The sequence below is a fragment of the uncultured Shimia sp. genome, from assembly GCF_913054185.1.
Taxonomy (GTDB): Bacteria; Pseudomonadota; Alphaproteobacteria; order Rhodobacterales; family Rhodobacteraceae; genus Shimia.
This window is the reverse complement of record NZ_CAJXIV010000007.1, coordinates 14,093-31,802: the sequence shown is the minus strand read 5'-3', so window position 1 is coordinate 31,802 and position 17,710 is coordinate 14,093. Positions and strand designations below refer to the sequence as shown.

The 17,710-nt window shown below is 57.1% G+C and carries 13 protein-coding genes; 10 read left to right on the top strand and 3 right to left on the bottom strand.

Features of this window, described 5'->3' with window-relative positions; all coding sequences use genetic code 11:
* Positions 1 to 76: 76 nt before the first annotated feature.
* Positions 77 to 3,670 (bottom strand): hydantoinase B/oxoprolinase family protein, encoded by a 3,594-nt coding sequence (locus tag QZ517_RS02800; RefSeq protein WP_294221751.1) that lies wholly within the window; start codon positions 3,668 to 3,670, stop codon positions 77 to 79.
* 106 nt (positions 3,671 to 3,776) lie between these two features.
* On the opposite strand from QZ517_RS02800, the gene QZ517_RS02795 reads away from it, so the two are divergent.
* The 3 genes from QZ517_RS02795 (at position 3,777) to QZ517_RS02785 (ending at position 6,645) form a co-directional block, all read left to right on the top strand.
* Positions 3,777 to 4,736, top strand: a complete 960-nt coding sequence (locus QZ517_RS02795; RefSeq protein WP_294221748.1) for a TRAP transporter substrate-binding protein — start codon at positions 3,777 to 3,779, stop codon at positions 4,734 to 4,736.
* 79 nt (positions 4,737 to 4,815) lie between these two features.
* Positions 4,816 to 5,340 (top strand): TRAP transporter small permease, encoded by a 525-nt coding sequence (locus tag QZ517_RS02790; protein WP_294221745.1) that lies wholly within the window; start codon positions 4,816 to 4,818, stop codon positions 5,338 to 5,340.
* 3 nt (positions 5,341 to 5,343) lie between these two features.
* Positions 5,344 to 6,645, top strand: coding sequence for a TRAP transporter large permease subunit (locus QZ517_RS02785; protein ID WP_294221743.1), 1,302 nt, complete (start codon positions 5,344 to 5,346; stop codon positions 6,643 to 6,645).
* Here QZ517_RS02785 and QZ517_RS02780 read toward each other — a convergent pair.
* The gene (locus tag QZ517_RS02780) at positions 6,642 to 7,148 is read right to left on the bottom strand and encodes a winged helix DNA-binding protein (protein WP_294221740.1); all 507 of its coding nucleotides are present in this window, start codon (positions 7,146 to 7,148) and stop codon (positions 6,642 to 6,644) included. The genes QZ517_RS02785 and QZ517_RS02780 overlap by 4 nt on opposite strands.
* 215 nt (positions 7,149 to 7,363) lie before the next feature.
* Here QZ517_RS02780 and QZ517_RS02775 point away from each other — a divergent pair, with 215 nt between their 5' ends.
* The 7 genes from QZ517_RS02775 to QZ517_RS02745 all read left to right on the top strand — a co-directional run bounded on the left by QZ517_RS02775 (position 7,364) and on the right by QZ517_RS02745 (position 16,901).
* A complete protein-coding gene (locus QZ517_RS02775) occupies positions 7,364 to 8,644 on the top strand; it encodes a substrate-binding domain-containing protein (RefSeq protein ID WP_294221737.1) in 1,281 nt (426 codons plus the stop codon).
* Complete coding sequence (locus QZ517_RS02770) at positions 8,644 to 10,644, top strand: ATP-binding protein (protein WP_294221733.1); 2,001 nt, start codon at positions 8,644 to 8,646, stop codon at positions 10,642 to 10,644. Before QZ517_RS02775 ends, QZ517_RS02770 begins: the two co-directional genes overlap by 1 nt.
* 4 nt (positions 10,645 to 10,648) lie before the next feature.
* On the top strand, positions 10,649 to 11,896 hold the full coding sequence (locus QZ517_RS02765) for a sigma-54 dependent transcriptional regulator (RefSeq protein WP_294221731.1): 1,248 nt from the start codon (positions 10,649 to 10,651) through the stop codon (positions 11,894 to 11,896).
* A gap of 154 nt (positions 11,897 to 12,050) precedes the next feature.
* A complete protein-coding gene (locus QZ517_RS02760) occupies positions 12,051 to 13,376 on the top strand; it encodes an extracellular solute-binding protein (protein ID WP_294221728.1) in 1,326 nt (441 codons plus the stop codon).
* Positions 13,377 to 13,480: 104 nt separating this feature from the next.
* On the top strand, positions 13,481 to 15,232 hold the full coding sequence (locus QZ517_RS02755) for an iron ABC transporter permease (protein ID WP_294221725.1): 1,752 nt from the start codon (positions 13,481 to 13,483) through the stop codon (positions 15,230 to 15,232).
* 20 nt (positions 15,233 to 15,252) lie between these two features.
* Positions 15,253 to 16,314 carry an ABC transporter ATP-binding protein gene (locus tag QZ517_RS02750; RefSeq protein ID WP_294221722.1) on the top strand — a complete coding sequence of 354 codons (1,062 nt, stop codon included), beginning with the start codon at positions 15,253 to 15,255 and terminating at the stop codon, positions 16,312 to 16,314.
* A complete protein-coding gene (locus QZ517_RS02745) occupies positions 16,311 to 16,901 on the top strand; it encodes a histidine phosphatase family protein (RefSeq protein ID WP_294221720.1) in 591 nt (196 codons plus the stop codon). The genes QZ517_RS02750 and QZ517_RS02745 overlap by 4 nt, the downstream gene beginning before the upstream one ends.
* A gap of 146 nt (positions 16,902 to 17,047) precedes the next feature.
* Here the strand turns inward: QZ517_RS02745 and QZ517_RS02740 are convergent, their stop codons facing one another.
* Positions 17,048 to 17,701 (bottom strand): glutathione S-transferase family protein, encoded by a 654-nt coding sequence (locus QZ517_RS02740; RefSeq protein ID WP_294221717.1) that lies wholly within the window; start codon positions 17,699 to 17,701, stop codon positions 17,048 to 17,050.
* Positions 17,702 to 17,710: the final 9 nt, after the last annotated feature.

The following is a 17,710-nucleotide window of genomic DNA, read 5'->3' as shown; positions in this document are numbered from 1 at the left end:
TCCCAAAACGATCGATTTGGGACGTCGGTATTACGTCTGTATCGCGACTGTATCACGGAGGTGCATATTTTGGCGCTCAAAGCGCGCCAAATCCGCCTCCACCAGGTGTTTTCATCACAAAAACGTCACCAACTTCAAGCGACGCCTGATCGTTCCCTTGAAGCTCGGCAACCGCACCGTCAGCGCGCACAACGCTGTTTTCACCCACCGCACCAGAACCACCACCTTGCGCGCCATGGGGAGGTACAATGCGGTGCGAGGACAGCACCGTCACCGTCATTGGTTCGTTAAATCGCAGTCGGCGCACAATGCCATCACCGCCAGAGGTCTGTCCCTGCCCGCCTGAGCCATCGCGGATCGAGAACTCGTCCACGCGCACCGGGAAGCGGGTTTCCAGAACTTCAGGGTCGGTCATGCGGGTGTTGGTCATATGGCTGTGCACCGCGCTGGTGCCGTCAAAGCCGTCCCCTGCCCCTGTGCCGCCGCAGATGGTTTCGTAGTTCTGATGCGTATCGTTGCCATAAACAAAGTTGTTCATTGTGCCCTGGCTACCCGCAATCACGCCCAGCGCACCGTAAAGCGTGTCACAGATTGCCTGACTGACTTCAGTGTTGCCAGAGATCACCGCCGCAGGGTAACGCGGGTTGATCATGCTACCTTCGGGCACAATCAGGCTCAGAGGCTTCAGACAGCCTTCGTTCATCGGAATGTCGCTGCCGACCATGGTGCGGAAAACATAGAGCACCACCGCGCGGCAGATTGCCATCGGGGCGTTGTAGTTCAGCGGGCTTTGGTCTGACGTGCCAGTAAAATCGATGGTGGCGCTGCGGGATGCTTTGTCGACAGAAATTGCCACCTCGATTTTTGCGCCGTCATCCAGTGGATAAGAGAAACTGCAATCATGCAGCACGTCGAGCACGCGACGCACGCTTTCTTCTGCGTTGTCCTGCACGTGGCCCATATAGGCCTGCACGGTGCCATGGCCAAATTGCGAGGTGATTTTTCGCAGCTCGGTTGCGCCAGTTTCATTGGCCGCGACCTGTGCCGCGAGATCTGCCATGTTCTGATCCACGTTGCGACACGGGAAAGGACCAGACGCCAGCAACGCGCGCGCAGCCTCTTCACGCAGGGTGCCGCGATCCACCAACAGGAAGTTGTCGATCACGATGCCTTCTTCGTCGATAGTGCGGCTGTCCGGTGGGGCCGAGCCCGGGGTTTTGCCGCCAATATCGGCGTGGTGACCACGAGACGCCACTGTGTAGAGGATGTTCTCGCCCGCAGCGTCAAACACCGGTGTGATCACCGTCACGTCCGGCAGGTGGGTGCCGCCATTAAACGGGTTGTTCATCATGAAGACGTCGCCGGGGCGGATTTTTCCGGCGTTGGTGCGCAGCACAGTGCGCACGCTTTCAGACATGGATCCGAGGTGCACCGGCACGTGCGGCGCGTTGGCCACCAGATCGCCACTTTGGTCAAACATCGCGCAGGAGAAATCATACCGCTCTTTGATGTTCACCGAATAGGCGGTGTTGGCCAGCGTTGCGCCCATCTGTTCGGCAATCGACATAAAGAGGTTGTTGAACACCTCCAACATGACCGGATCCACCGAAGTGCCAATCGCCTCTTTGCGGGCCAGCGGCACAATGCGTTTGAGGACGAGGTTGCCGCCCGCCGCGCAGGTGGCCTGCCACCCGTCTTCGATCATGTTGGTGCCAGTGGGTTCGGTCAGGATTGCTGGACCGGTGACACTGTCACCAATGGCCAGGGCAGTACGATCAACCAGAGGAATGTCCTGCCAACCACCGTTGAGGTGGAACGGCACAGTTGCGTCGGTGCGCGTGCCACCAGTGGGGTTGGGCATCGTGACCGGTTCGCCAGTTTGACCCACGGCCTCCGCTTCCAACACATCGATAATCAGATCGTCGGTGTCAGGGGCAAAGCCAAAGCGTTGTTTGTGGGCAGTGACAAAGTCCGCGCGCATTTTGTCGGCGTTGCCAAAATCGACCGGCAGGCTTTGTTGGGCGCCTTTTGGACGAATATGGGCGCGTTGCTCCACGATGATGTCCGCCTCGGCCACACCTTGGCTGGCAACTTCCGCACGGGCGGCGGCGGCGATCTCGGCCAGTTGCTTTGCAGCGCCAATGTCTTCCAATGCGCAGCCAAGTTGGGCTTCACGCATGGCGCGAATATCGGCCAACCCCATGCCAAAGGCAGAGAGCACACCGGCAAACGGGTGGATAAAGATGCTTTCCATGCCCAGCGCGTCGGCAACCAGACAGGCGTGCTGCCCACCCGCGCCGCCAAAGCAGTTCATGGTGTAGCGGGTCACATCATAGCCACGCTGTACCGAGATCTTCTTGATCGCATTGGCCATGTTCTCCACGGCAATGCGCAGGAAACCTTCGGCCAGATCTTCCACCGTTTTATCGGTGCCAATCTCGGTTTTCAGCGCTTCGAATTTGGTGCGTACGGCGTCGGCATCCAGCGGCAGATCGCCATTTGGGCCAAAGACATGAGGGAAGTGGTCCGGATGCAGCTTGCCCAGTAGGACGTTGCAATCGGTGACGGTGAGCGGGCCACCGCGACGGTAGGCGCAGGGGCCGGGATTGGCACCGGCGCTTTCAGGGCCCACCTGCATACGGCCGTCACGATAGGACAGGATCGAGCCGCCGCCCGCGGCCACAGTGTGGATCGACATCATGGGCGCGCGCATGCGCACACCTGCAACCTCGGTTTCAAAAGAGCGCTCATATTCGCCTGCGTAGTGGCAGACGTCGGTGGAGGTGCCGCCCATGTCAAAGCCGATGAGTTTTTCAAAACCCAGCTCCGCTGCAGAGCGCACCATGCCGACCACGCCACCTGCCGGGCCAGACAAGATAGCATCGCGGCCCTGGAACAGGCTTGCGTCAGTGAGACCACCGTTGGACTGCATGAACATCAGCCGGTCACAGCCGCCTTGGTCCGCGCCCAGAGCATCAGCTACCTGATCCACATAGCGGCGCAAGATTGGGGAGAGATACGCGTCGACCACAGCGGTGTCGCCTCGGCCTACCAATTTGATCAGCGGGCTGGCCTCATGGCTGAGAGAAATTTGCGAGAAACCGATGTCCTCGGCCAGTTTGCCCAGGCGCTGTTCGTGATCCGGGAAGCGATAGGCGTGCATGAGGGCGATGGCGACGGAGCGGAAGCCTTTTGCGTGAGCCTCACTCAGCGCAGCGCGGGCGGCATCCTCGTCCAGTTCGGTGATGATATTGCCATCTGCATCCAGACGCTCGTCAATTTCGATGACCTCATCATAGAGGAGTTCCGGCAGTTGGATGTCGAGGTCAAAAAGTTTCGGGCGATTCTGATACCCAATCCGCAGCAAATCGCGCAGACCTTTGGTGATCAGCAGCAGCACCGGCTCGCCTTTGCGTTCCAAAAGCGCGTTGGTGGCCACTGTAGTGCCCATTTTTACGGCCGCAATTTTGCCCTCTGGAATCGCCGTGTCAGCATCCAGATTTAACAGGGTGCGTATGCCCTGCACTGCCGCGTCCCGATAGATTTCTGGGTTTTCGGACAAGAGCTTATGGCTATGCAGTGCACCGTCCGGAGCCTTGGCCACAATGTCTGTGAACGTGCCGCCACGATCGACCCAAAACTGCCACTTCTCTGCTGGTTGCGTCGACATGCCGTTCTCCTCGAATCAACTTTATAGTTGCTTTATGTTTATAACGCTGACAATTTGTCAACGTAATGTAATTGTAAGAATCGTAAAAACGAACAGGGAGCAACCTATGAAACATGTAATCGCCTTTTCGGCGGCGCTGGCCTGCGCCGCCCCAGCCTATGCAGACGCATGGGACATGCCAACGCCGTATGGCGACAGCACTTTCCACACTCAGAACATCGCGCAGTTTGCCGATGATGTACGTGAGGCCACCAATGGCGATCTCGACATCACTCTGCACACCGCAGGTTCGCTGATCCCACACGCGGAGATCAAAAACGCTGTGCGCTCACGTCAGGTGCCAGCTGGTGAATTCTTCCTGTCCCGCCTGTCCAACGAAGATCTGGCCTATGGCATCGACAGCCAGCCGCTGGTTGCGACCTCTTATGACGAAGCCAAAAAGCTGTGGGACGCGCAAAAGCCGGTTGTGACTGAGCTTTTGGCGGAACAGGGTCTGGTGCCGTTGTTCTCCGTGCCATGGCCTGCTCAAGGTCTCTACACCAATGGCGAAATTGCCACTGTGGACGACCTGAACGGCCTGCGCTTCCGTGCGTATAACGCCGCATTGGAAGAGTTTGCCACGCTGGCAGGTGCTGCGCCGGTACAGGTGGAAGCCTCCAACATCCCGCAAGCGTTCTCCACTGGTCAGGTACAGGCGATGATCACCTCGCCATCCACCGGTGTAAACTCCACTGCGTGGGACTTTGTCACCCACTACAGCCCTATCAATGCCTGGGTGCCAAAGAACATCGTTGTTGTGAACCAGCGTGTGTTTGACAAGCTGAGCGATGACACCAAAGCGGCCGTTCTGGAAGCAGCAGCCACTGCTGAAACCCGCGGTTGGGAGATGTCTGCAGCGGAAGCTGAGGCAAAAACCGCAGAGCTGGCAGCCAACGGCATCACTGTTTACGCGCCAAGCGCAGCTCTGGTCGAAGGCCTGCAGGGCATCGGCACCAAAATGCTGGACAACTGGAAAGGCAATGCGTCTGACGCAGCTCTGTCTATCCTGACAACTTACCAGCAATAAGCACCACGTATGAAAGACCGGCGACACCCCGTGCCGCCGGTCTTTTTTGTACCACCAAACCGATGGGGAGAGGTTTGTCATGCGCCGTTTTCTAAACGCAACCTATAAGGCCGCGGGGATGTTCAGTGCTTTTCTGATCTTGGCGATCTGCCTGCTAATCAGCACGCAAATTGTGCTCAACGGCATGGGCCGTTTGATGCCCGGCATGTTGCCCTCGACGATCCCATCTTACGCTGATTTTGCGGGCTTCATGTTGGCAGGTGCGACGTTCCTCGCCATGGCCTACACGTTACGGTCTGGTGGGCACATCCGCGTCAATTTGGTGATGCAACATCTGTCCCCACGCTTGGTTATTTTGGCCGAAGGTGTCACCTTGCTGATTGCGAGCGCTTTTGTTGCATTTGCCCTCTATTTCTGCGGTGCGCTGGTATGGGAAAGCTTGCACTACGGCGATGTGTCCAACGGCATCATTCCTGTGCCGCTTTGGATACCACAGTTGGCCATGACCTTTGGCATGGGACTGCTGCTTGTCGCACTTCTGCACACACTTTTTGACCTGATCACCACGGGATCTTCCGTGCTCAACACACCAGACGAGGTCTAAAACATGGCTGATCCGCTCATTGCATTGGTCCTGCTTGGACTGCTTCTCCTCTGCCTGGCGGCTGGCCTTTGGGTCGCCATTTCACTGGGTGTTGTGGCGCTTGTGGCGCTGTTGGCGTTCTCCAACGCGCCAGCTGGACTGGTGCTGGCCACCACGCTCTGGGGGCATTCCCACAGCTGGGCGCTGACCGCCCTGCCCCTGTTTATCCTGATGGGGGAAATCCTCTTACGCTCACGATTGAGCAACGACATGTTCTCTGGCCTTGCACCATGGCTGGGCCGCGCGCCGGGACGGCTTTTGCATGTGAATGTTTTTGGCTGCGCGATCTTTGCCGCCGTCTCGGGCTCTTCGGCCGCCACCGCCGCCACAATTGGCCGGATGTCAGTGCCGGAGCTGACGGAACGCGGCTACCCGCAAAGCCTGATCCTTGGCACACTGGCAGGCTCTGCCACGCTGGGCCTGTTGATCCCGCCGTCGATCATCTTGATTGTCTATGGCGTGGCCACCGAACAATCCATCGCCCGCCTGTTCATCGCAGGCGTCTTGCCCGGGGTCATGCTAATTACTCTGTTTGCGGGCTACGTGGCTGTACGCGCTTGGATGAACCCGGAGCTAATCCCAGAAGAAGCGCGCCAATTCAGCTTTGTGGAGCGTATCAAAGCCTCACGCAACCTGATCCCAGTGGCCCTGCTGATCATTGGCGTGATTGGCTCGATCTACACCGGATTGGCCTCACCCACGGACGCAGCCGCACTTGGCGTGGTGCTGGCAACTTTGCTGGCCTGGCTGTCGGGCGGATTCAGCTGGAAGCTCTTTATGGACGCCTTGCTGTCCGCCACCCGCACATCCTGCATGATTGCCTTCATCCTATTGGGCGCGGCCTACCTGTCGGTCGCGATGGGCTTCACCGGCCTGCCGCGCAACCTCGCGACATGGATTGCGGACATGAACCTGTCGGCACCGATGCTGCTGTTTGCGCTCACCATCTTCTTTATCATTCTGGGCTGCTTCCTAGACGGCATTTCGGTGGTTGTGCTGACCACGTCGATCATCATGCCAATGATCGCCGCCGTGGGTATCGATCCGCTGTGGTTTGGCATCTACCTCGTGGTTGTGGTTGAAATGAGCCAGATCACCCCACCGGTAGGATTCAACCTGTTTGTCATCCAAGGCATGACCGGCATCAACATTTTAGAGGTGGCCAAAGCGGCCTTCCCTTTCTTCCTGTTGCTGCTTCTGGGTGTGGCTCTGATCGCGGTGTTCCCGCAGATCGTGACCTACTTGCCCGAACTGATGAGCCGCTAAAGCGAGGCGGCGGCCCGGCTGGCCTGATCATATTGGCCAGATAGCAAACGCAGACTGGAGGCGATGTCACGCATGTCGTCTCCAGTCATATCCAGGCGCGAGAGCCCTTCAACAAAGCAACGATCCCGTACAGTGCGATAGTCTTCGCAAAGCGCGATGCCGGCTTCCGAGGGACGATAGAACACTTCTTTCCCACGCTTTTCAGACTCGATCAGGCCCATTTTCAACAGTTTTTTGAGGGCGTAATTCACCGTGTGACTGTCTTCTATGTTGAGCAAAAAACCGATGTCTGTCAGCCGCTTATCCCGATCTCTGTGATTGAGATTGTGCAACACCAAAATTTCCAAAGGCGTCATATCAGCGTTGCCTGCCGCCGCCATGCAGCGTGTCATCCAACGCGAGAACGCGTTGTAGGCAATGATCATGCCGTATTCGACTTCAGAGGCCTCCCAGCCTTCGCCTTCCGCCAAGTGCCGTGATGATACAATCCGTCGTTTTTCCATACCTTACCCCAATTCATATCAGCAATTTGCCCGCGTTTTCCCAACGTACATCCGAGAAAGGACACATGCAAACTTGGTGAATTTTGCGCGTTTTCCCGCAAATTGCATATCTCACGTCATCGGTTGCCAGCCTGCAAGTGCACGCTATGCTGCCAAATCACGCGACCTGCCCCACTGCCAAGAGGAAGGACCGCGTGGGCTTGGGGAGGCGCGCAGTGACATATCCAATGTGGACAGCAGGAAAATGGCTGACAAAATCACTGACACTTGCCGCGCTTTGCATTGGGGTGATTGGTGCGCCGCTACAGGCGGACCAACTGCGTGTGCTGACGTCTATGCCCCCCAGTTTTTATCAACCGTTTGTGACAGCGTTTGGCGAACTTTTTCCGGATATCGAAGTTGCCATGCTCAACAAAAACACCAATGCCTCCGTGGATGAGTTGCTGCGCGGCAATGAGCGGCAGTTTGATGTATTTTGGTCCTCCTCTCCGGAAGCGTTTGAGCTGTTGCACCAAAATGGACATCTGGCGGTGTCAGAAACTTCCGGTGCACCGGCGGTGAATTCCTTTGCTTACTCCGCTTTGGGCTGGACCCAAAAACGTGCAAGCCCTGTTTCGAAAACCGCAGACTGGGAAGCTCTTTTGGCGGCGGACAAAACCGGGACCATTGCCATGGCGCGTCCATCACGCTCCGGCTCGACCCATATGATGTTGGAACGCACGTTGCAGGTGCGCGGCTGGCAGGAGGGCTGGGCCTACCTGCTGGAGCTGGCGGGCAACCTGAGCACCATCACTGCGCGCAGCTTCACCGTGTTGGATGGGGTGGCCAATGGGCGATTTGAGATTGGTTTAACGATCGATTTTCTGGCCCATGCACGGGCGGAGGAAGATCTGACATTTGTTTATGGCACACCGGTTATGGTCACCTCAGCGCGGATAGGTATTCTGACGGGTGGGAACGCACCGGCAGCTGCCCGCCAGTTTGTTGATTTTGTGGTTTCTGATGCGGGCCAAAGGTTGTTGATGACACCAGACATTGCGCGCACGCCACATTCCGCCAGTATCCGGGCGGAAGCCACCGCCCCGTATCACCAAGTCCTGGAAGATGCGTTGACGTTGAATTGGTTGGAATATGATGCGGCTTTGGCCAGTGAAAGGTACTGGGCCGTGAACGCGCTGTTTGATGCCTTTGTGTTTGAAGTGTTTGAGACGCGCCGTGAGGCTTGGCGCAGGCTGCGTGTTTTGGAAGCGCAACACGATGCCCCGACTGTGGAGATGAATGACATTCAACGTCTTTTGACTTCCCTGCCGATTGGCGAGGACGATGTTGGCAACGAAGGGCGGGCCACCAATGGCAATGCTTTTGCCACTTTGTCAGACCGCCAAGAAGCCAGCTTGCAAGTTTGGCGCGGGGCGTCACGCGACATTTTGCATGAGGCAGACGTGTTGTTACGGGTATTGGAGCGGCGTGCGGCACGAGACGTGGTGCGCGACTGATGCGGGCTGTTTTCCCCAAACGCCCCCGCGCGTCAGTCTGGAACCGATTGTTGCTCAGCATTTCAGGAATCATCCTGATCGTGTGGCTGGTGCTGGCAGTCTCAATTGTGTTCTTCCTGAAAGCCCAGCGCGACTATGCCGCCATCGCGTCGGAACAAATCCCCGCATTGGCGGCAGTGAGCGCTTTGGCCGAACACTCCGCTCAACTGTCCACCATGGCCACGCAGATTGTGGGGCAAAGCACAGATGCGAGCACCAGTGACGAATTCCTGGACATCAAAAGTGCGCTGATAAGCAGCCTCGATGCCATCACCAAAACCAGCGAAACCAATGACGCTGCCGAGGTTGTCACCCATGTCACAGACGAGTTGAGCCATATTCAGGCGCTGCAAACGGCGATTTCGCGGGCAGAGCACCAAATGGGTACGCAGTTGAACGCGCTGCGGTGGCTCAATGCCGATGTTCAGGACGAAGTGGATCCACTTCTGAGTGACTTTTCCTTCAACATCTCGCTGGCGATGAGCAGCATCGTCAACAGCGCGGATGCCAGTTTCCGAGCACGTCAGGCGACTTTGATCGAAGAAGAGGCCCGCCAGAGGGACACAGTCCGGCGACTGGGGGATGGCACAGCCAATGCCGCGACACTGGTGTTTCAGGCCGCGGTTGCCGAAAGCCTGCCACGGCTGCAGCAACTGCGTGGTTTGACAGATGATGCGCTGGTGCGCATGTCGCTGTTGCAACAACAATTACCCCACAAACCGGAACTCGCCACTTTGCGCCAATCGGTGGACGCGTTGGTTCCGGTGGCCACCAGCAAGGCAGGCATTTTCAGCCTGCGCCGTGGCTGGCTTGAGGGGCAGGCACAAGTCCTGACCAGCCTGACCTCGTTGCAAGCCGACCTTAGCAAACTGCAATCAACCCTGTCTGCCGCAGGCGCAGAACAGCGGGCGCGCATTCTGGATGACACAGATCGTGCGCGCCGGGCGTCTGCGGTGGCGATCCGTTGGCTGGTTGGTTTGACCATATTGGCCGCTTTTGTTGGGGTGGGCGTTTTGTTTGGCTATGTGCGCAGCGGCATTGTGCGCCCGCTGCGGCAAATGACCAAAAAACTCAGCGACATTGCGCAGGGTCAGAATTTAAAATTGCCACCAAACAAAGAAGACGACGAGATTGTGCAACTCTCGGTGGCCATATCCGAATTTGAACGCTCCATTGAAACACGCGACGCTGCGCTGGCGTCCCTTGAGAGCGAAGTTCAGGAACGCCGCCGCGCGGTGGAGACACTTAAGCAAACACAAATGGAATTGATCCAAGCCGGCAAAATGGCCGCGCTCGGGCAAATGTCGGCAGGTATTGCGCATGAGTTGAACCAACCGTTGGCGGCAATGCAACATCGGTTAAGCCTGCTGGAAGACTATGTGGCTGAGGGTGATGGCGAGATGGTCAAACGTCAAATGTCGCGTCTGGATGGGTTGATAGACCGTATGACTCGGACAATTTCATATCTGCGCAACTTTGCGCGGCGCTCCGAATTCAGTGAAGACCGCTTGCCTCTGGACGAAGTGGTGGCGGACTCGCTAGCGCTTTTAAAAGCGCGGGTGGCGCAAGAGGATGTCCAAGTGCACATTCAAAGCACATTGGCCGACACGAGCGTGATTGGAGACAAGATTCTGATCGAGCAAGTGCTGGTCAACATCCTGTCCAATGCGCTGGACGCCATCCAGCAGGCCGACCGTCCGGGACAGATCAACATCTCGGCCAAACGAGTGGGTGGCTCCGTCCAACTCTTCGTGCGCGACAACGGCGCTGGTTTTGACCTCATTCCAGCTTCAGACGCGTTGGACCCTTTTGTGACATCCAAAGAGGTAGGAAAGGGTCTGGGACTTGGCCTTTCGATCTCCTACAACATCATGAAAGACTTAAACGGCGATCTGCGGCTGACCCCAAATGAGGATGCTCCCGGGGCCACAGCAACGCTTGTTTTACGCGGAGGGGATTAACAAAATGCAGGCGCAGATATTCCTTGTGGATGACGACGATGACCTGCGCGAAGCTGTGTTAGACACATTTCACAAACACAAGATATCGGCTCGTGGGTTTGCGCGTGCGGCCGACGCGCTTGAAGCGCTTGATCCGGAATGGCGAGGCGTTGTCCTCAGTGATATTCGCATGCCTGGTATGGATGGCCTGGCCTTTCAGCAAGAGGTCAAGCGACTGGCCCCAGACGTGCCAGTGATTTTATTCACGGGGCACGGAGATGTCCCGGTCGCGGTTCAAGCCATGCGCAATGGCGCCTTTGAGTTTCTGGAGAAACCGGTCCATCCGGATCATTTGCATCAGGTGGTTCTGCGGGCGCTTAAAATGCGCAGCCTGCAGGTCGAATTGACCAATCTCCAACACAAAGCCCGGGCCACGCTGCCTTTGGAAGAACGGCTGGTTGGCCGGTCTAGCGCCATGCGGTTTGTGCGGCGCGACATTCAGGCCGTGGCCCCATTACAGGTAGACGTCTTGATTTGGGGGCAAGACGGCACCGGTAAAACCGCCGCCGCGCGGGCGATTCATGACCTGTCCCCAAACGCGGCTGGAAAATTTGTTGTTTTCAACTGCTCCGCCGTATCACCGGACACAATCGAACGCACGCTGTTTGACGAAGGCGGCGCAGTGGCCCGCGCATTCGGGGGCACATTGCATCTGCAAGACATTGAAGCCCTCTCCGATCAATTGCAGGCGCAGATTTTGCGCATTTTTGACAGTGTTGATGCGCCACGTGTGGTGGCCTCGGTCAGTCAAAAGCCAGAAGAGCTGCTAGCTGAGGGCATGCTGCGCAGCGACCTGCTGTATCGGATCAATGTGGCACAGATTGAGTTGCCGCCGCTTAAAGAACGGGGGCGTGATGTGTTTGTCCTGTTGGATCATTTTATCCAGCGTGCTGCCGCCCGCCATGGCAAATCGCAGAAAGCGTTGCCGGTCCCGGATCTGGACGCGCTGGGAAAATACACCTGGCCGGGCAATGTGCGGGAACTGCGCAATGTGGCGGAGAAACTGGTGGTTGGACTGACCATACGATTGGACGAACGGGTGACAGCGCAAATCACCGAGACCTATGACGATGCAATGCTGCGCCACGAACGGGAACTGCTGAGCAGCGCGTTGATTCAGAGTGGTGGGCGCAAGGCGGCAGCGGCCGATCTGCTCGGCATCCCCCGCAAGCGATTGTATCTGCGCCTGAAGCACTGCGGCATCGAAGAGTGATCGGTCAAATGTGACACAAATGAGCGTGTCAAAACTGACCCAAATTCTCAATCAAACCCGTTTCAAAATCACCGATTGAGCCTGTTATTATTGGATCGTTAGGGTTTGGCCATCGATGGGCTATACTTGTGTTGCCCATCAATGGGAGGAAAATATGAAACAAACTTTTCGCGCATCTGTGGCCGCTCTGGCCCTGAGCTCTGCATCCGCAGCTTTGGCGGCCGACACAGTGGTTGTGGTCACCTCATTCCCCAACTCGATGACCGGCCCGATTGAGGCAGCTTTTGAAGCGGCCAATCCCGGCATCGACCTGGAGATCCTGAACAAAAAAACGTCCGCTGGTGTAAAATACATTCAAGAGATTTCGGACGCCAACACGGCGGACATCTTCTGGGCTTCGGCTCCAGATGCATTTGAGGTGCTCAAGGGCGACGACCTATTGGCCTCGGTTGAGATCAGCTCAGACGGCATTCCTGAAAAAATCGGCGCTTACCCGATGAACGACCCGGATGGCAAATACTTTGGTTTTGCCGCTGCGGGTTACGGCATCATGTGGAACGAGCGCTATTTGAAAGCAAAGAAGCTTGAGCCGGCCAAAAACTGGGCGGAATTGAAAGACGCCGTATACCATGGCCACGTTGGCATGTCTGCGCCGTCGCGCTCCGGCACCACGCACCTGACCGTTGAAACGGTTTTGCAGGGTGAAGGCTGGGACAAAGGCTGGGCGGAATGGAAATGGATCGGCGGCAACTTCTCCACCGTGACCGAGCGCTCCTTTGGCGTGCCAGACGGCGTGAACACCGGCAACTTTGGCCTTGGTATTGTGATCGACTTCTTTGGTTTTAGCTCCAAAGCCTCCGGTTTCCCTGTCGACTTCGCGTATCCTGAGGTCACTGCCTTGGTACCAGCCAACATCGCTGTGGTGAAAAATGCCCCAAATGAAGCGGCTGCCAAAACTTTTGTGGAATACCTGCTGACGCCAGCTGGTCAGGAAGTGCTTCTGGACCCAGCGATCATGCGGTTGCCCATCAACCCAGCGACTTACACAAATGCGCCAGAAGGCTTCCCAAACCCGTTTGAAGATGGCTCTATTGGCGCAGCAGTAAAGTTCGACGTGGCCAAATCCGGTGCGCGTTACAACCTCGTGAATTCGATGTTTGACGTGATGATCACCTACCGCTTGGATGATCTGCGCGCCGCCGTGGGCGCTGTACAAGCGGCAGAAGCCAAACATGCCGGTGGGGACAACGCTGAAGCCAAGGCGCTGATCGCAGAGGCCCGTGCCCTGATCGACGCCAACCCAATTGACGAAGCCAAATCAATGGACGCAGAGTTCGCTGGCATCTTCACCAAGAAGCGCAAGAAAGCCTCCGATACGGTTGGCGAGCGTCAGGCCGAAGTTGAACAGCGTTGGGACGCTATGGTGGTTGAAAATTACCGCAAAGCCAAAGAGCTGGCTGACCAAGCCGCCGCTCTGTAACGGCACCTCCCGAGGCGGCTTGTGCCGCCTCGCCCCCCCGCTTTGGTGCAGGTCACTCCCCGGCACCAAAGCCACCCTTCCTCTAAATTCTCGGGTACTTTCCCATGTCGAATGCCTCGCCGCACAACACCGGCGGTCCGTCTCTGCTTGACCGTCTCCCGGCGTCGATCTTTCCGCGCGTCACCGGCCTTCATGCCGCCGCGCTGATCATTGCCATCCTTTTGATCGGTCTGCTGATCATCCCCGTCTTTCAGGTGATCTACGTCGCCTTTCTCGATCCCAACACCGGCGCACTGACGCTGCAAAACTTTGTGGATTTCTTCCGCACCTCGCTGTTCCGCGAAAGCTTCTGGAACTCGTTTTACGTCTCCGCCATGTCTGTGGTGTTTGCCACTGTCATTGCGCTGCCGCTGGCCTATATCACCACCCGCTTCAACTTTGCCGGATCCGTGGTGATCCAAAGTTTGGGTTTCATCCCATTGATCATGCCGCCCTTTGTGGGCGCCGTGGCGATGCAGTTGATTTTTGGCCGCAACGGTACGCTCAACCTGCTCATAGAAGAGAAGTTTGGCGTCAACATCCCCTTCATGGAAGGGCTCAACGGGGTGATCCTTGTTCAGTCGATCCACTACTTCCCGTTTATCCTGATCAACCTGTCGACCAGCCTGCGCAACATCGACCGCTCTATGGAAGAAGCCGCACAAAACCTTGGCTCCCAAGGCATGCGCCTGTTCCGCCGGATTGTGTTCCCGCTGGCCATGCCGGGTTATGTGGCGGGTGCCGCGCTGGTGTTCATCAAAGTGTTTGACGATCTCGGAACACCGCTGCTGCTCAACGTGAACAACATGCTTGCGCCACAGGCTTTCCTGCGGATCAGCTCGATTGGGATCAGCGACCCTATGGGCTATGTGATCAGCTTTATCCTTGTGGCCTTCTCGATCTTCTCGCTCTGGGCGTCCTTCCTTGTGATGCGCGGCAAAGACTATTCCACGGTGCAAAAAGGTGGCGGCGGTCTGTCTCGACGTGACCTGCGCACCGGGGAGAAGATTGCCGCCTATGCGGTTGTGGCGTTTATCCTCATTTTGGTGCTCAGCCCACACATCGGTCTGACCCTGCTCAGCTTTGCCACCATCTGGAGTTTTGCACCGCTGCCAGACGGATTCACGCTGCAGAACTACGTCGTGATGTGGGAGAACTCGAAGCAGTTCATCACCAACACGGTGATCTATGCCGGCATCGCGGCCGTCCTCGACGTGATCATTGGCACAGCCATTGCTTATATCGTGATCCGGACCGGCATCTGGGGCCGTAAGTCTCTGGACTACCTCGCGACCGCCGCTTTGGCTGTGCCGGGTGTGGTTCTGGGTATTGGTTACCTGCGCGTGTTCCACTCCATCGACATCCCGTTCACCGACAAACCGATGGCCAGCTGGTGGGTGATCATTGCACTGGCCTTGATGATCCGCCGCCTGCCTTACGCACTGCGGGCCTGTACCGCCGCCTTGCAACAGGTGTCACAGGCGCTGGAAGAAGCTGCGGAAAGCCTTGGCGCAACCAAAGGGTCCACCATTCGCCGAATTGTGATCCCGCTGATGTCAGGCGGCATTCTGGCGGGGTTTGTGACCTCCTTTGCCACTGCGGCTGTGGAACTCTCAGCCACCATCATGCTGGTGAGCTCAGAAAGTGACGCGCCGCTGGCCTATGGCATCTACCTCTTCATGCAAACGCCGTCTGGACGTGGTGCTGGCGCAGCCCTTGGTGTGGTTGCTGTCATCATCGTCGGCCTCGGCACCTTCCTGTCGCAGCTGATGATTGAGCGCGACAAAAAATTCAAATCCACGGATCAGTCGCACTAAGCGTGCGGGAGTATAGAACTATGACAAATCAAATGGTCGGAATTGAAATCAACGATCTGCACCTCTCCTTTGGCGAAACCGAGGTGTTGACCGGGGTGAACCTCGACATTCAACCGGGCGAGTTCTTCGCCTTCCTCGGGCCCTCTGGCTCAGGTAAATCGACGCTCTTGCGCTCCATCGCGGGGTTTGGGCCAACACCGCAAGGCAGCATCCACATTGGTGGGCGAGATGTGGTCAGCCTGCCGCCGTGGAAACGCAATGTGGGTATGGTGTTCCAGTCTTACGCGCTGTGGCCACATATGTCGGTGCGGGACAACGTCGGCTTTGGTCTCAGAGAACGCAAAATGCCTGCATCGGAGATTGCGCCACGGGTAGACGCCGCGCTGGAACTTGTGGGATTGAGCCATCTGGCGGACCGCATGCCCAACCAGCTGTCTGGTGGGCAACAGCAGCGGATCGCTTTGGCCCGCACTGTGGTTGTGGAACCTGAGGTGCTGCTGTTGGACGAACCACTGTCCAACCTGGACGCCAGCCTGCGGGTGCAAATGCGCCGCGAATTGCTGGCTTTGCAGCGCAAGCTGGGCCTGACCACCATCTTTGTGACCCACGATCAGGAAGAGGCGAACACCACTGCAGATCGCATGGCGGTTTTGGACAAAGGGGTGATCCAACAGATCGGCACACCTCAGGTGCTGTATGACACGCCGGAAAACCTGTTTGTGGCTGAGTTTCTGGGCACCGCCAATATCCTCGGTGGACAAGTGGAAAGTAATGGAGGTGCCAAACGTTTCCGCACCAGCGCCGGCGATGTGCTGCCTCTCAGTGACGGTCACGAGGGTGCAGGTTCCATTGTTCTGCGCCCACAGAACATGCAGATCGTGGATCAGGCGGGGGCAGACACCCTGCCCGGCACCATTTTGCACCGAGAGTTCATGGGCAGCCAGGTTCGCTACATTGTGCGTACGTCAGGTACAGAGATGATTGTCGATCAGTTCCACCATGTTGGGCATGACTGGCGCGACACTGGCAGCGACGTACATCTGAAGGTCAACACCAATGAAGCGGTGATTGTTGCCTCATGAGCTTTAGCTACACCGGCCCCCGCCTGCTTCTGTTGCGTCACGGCGAAACGGAATGGAACCGGCAGGGCCGGCTTCAGGGGCGCAAAAACTCACCCCTCACGGACCTGGGGCGGGCGCAGGCCCGCCAACAGGGAACGATCCTGAAACAAATCAACGGCATTGAGCGCTTTGATGCGGTGTGCAGCCCGCTTGGCCGCGCCCAAGAAACCGCGCGGATTGCGCTTGGCTCGGTTGGCAAACTGCCCCGGCTTGACCCTTTGGTGGCAGAGATCAATGCGGGGGATTGGGAAGGCAAAACCTACCGGGAAATCGTGGGGTCCGACGACGCCTTTGAAGACAGCGAGTTGATGCGGCTCTTCCTGACGGCACCAGGCGGTGAAGGCTATGACATCCTGCGCGACCGATGTGAGACATTTCTAAGTGGATTGGAGCGCCCAACCATCCTTGTGTCTCATTCCGTGACCCTTTGCATGATCCGCGGTCTTATTCGTGGCCTTCTACAAAAAGACATAGAGGCTTTGGATCGCCCCCAGGGGGCTGTATACGACGTTGTGGCGGGTCAAGAGACCTTGTTCACGCTGCATTGAAGCGATGGATGCGTCCGAGTTTCTGATTTTTTGAAGCGGCTCATTCTGCAAAGAGGGTTACTCTTGGGCCGGTGCGCTGGCCACAACCCAAATGGATTGTGACAGCATACCTTGAGGGACGGCGCAGATTCGGCGCGAATCCAACTTTAGACAGCTTGGGCCAAGACAGCTTGCCGCATCTTATCTTCTTCCACCAAAGGCGCAGCAAACGCTGGGTGCGCCTTCCCCCGACGGTAATACGCCGCCAGTTTTGGCCATTTGGCTGCGTCGATTTCATAGCCGCCATATTCTGCGTTGATGAATGGGGACAGAAGGCTGATATCTGCAATGCCCAACTCGCCAAACAAGAAGCCAGCCTCAGGAACCTGACGTTCAAGGTAGTCCAGAATGGGGGGCATTGTCTTCGAAATGGCCTCATCAACGGCCGCATGATCGGTTGGACGTTTGTAATAGTACGGGTTGGCCATCAATTGCATAAAAATTGTTCCGCAAGGTGGAAACACGACGGAGCCGCCGTATTCTGTGAACCACCGACTCCGCGCCCGGTCTCGTGGGTTGGCAGGCATCAATTTGGACTTTGGAAATTTCTCCTCAAGGTATTCCATGATAACGGCGGAGTCCGAGACGGCGAAGTCGCCGTCCTCAAACGCGGGGATCAGGCCGCGTGGGCTGATCTCCAAAAACTCCGGGGTATCCGTGCCGGGTGCCACCGGTACGTTTGTAAACGCGATGCCTTTGGCATTTAACGCAACAATCACCTTGCGCACGTTGGGTGACATGATCAGACCGTGAACTTTCATTTTTGAGAT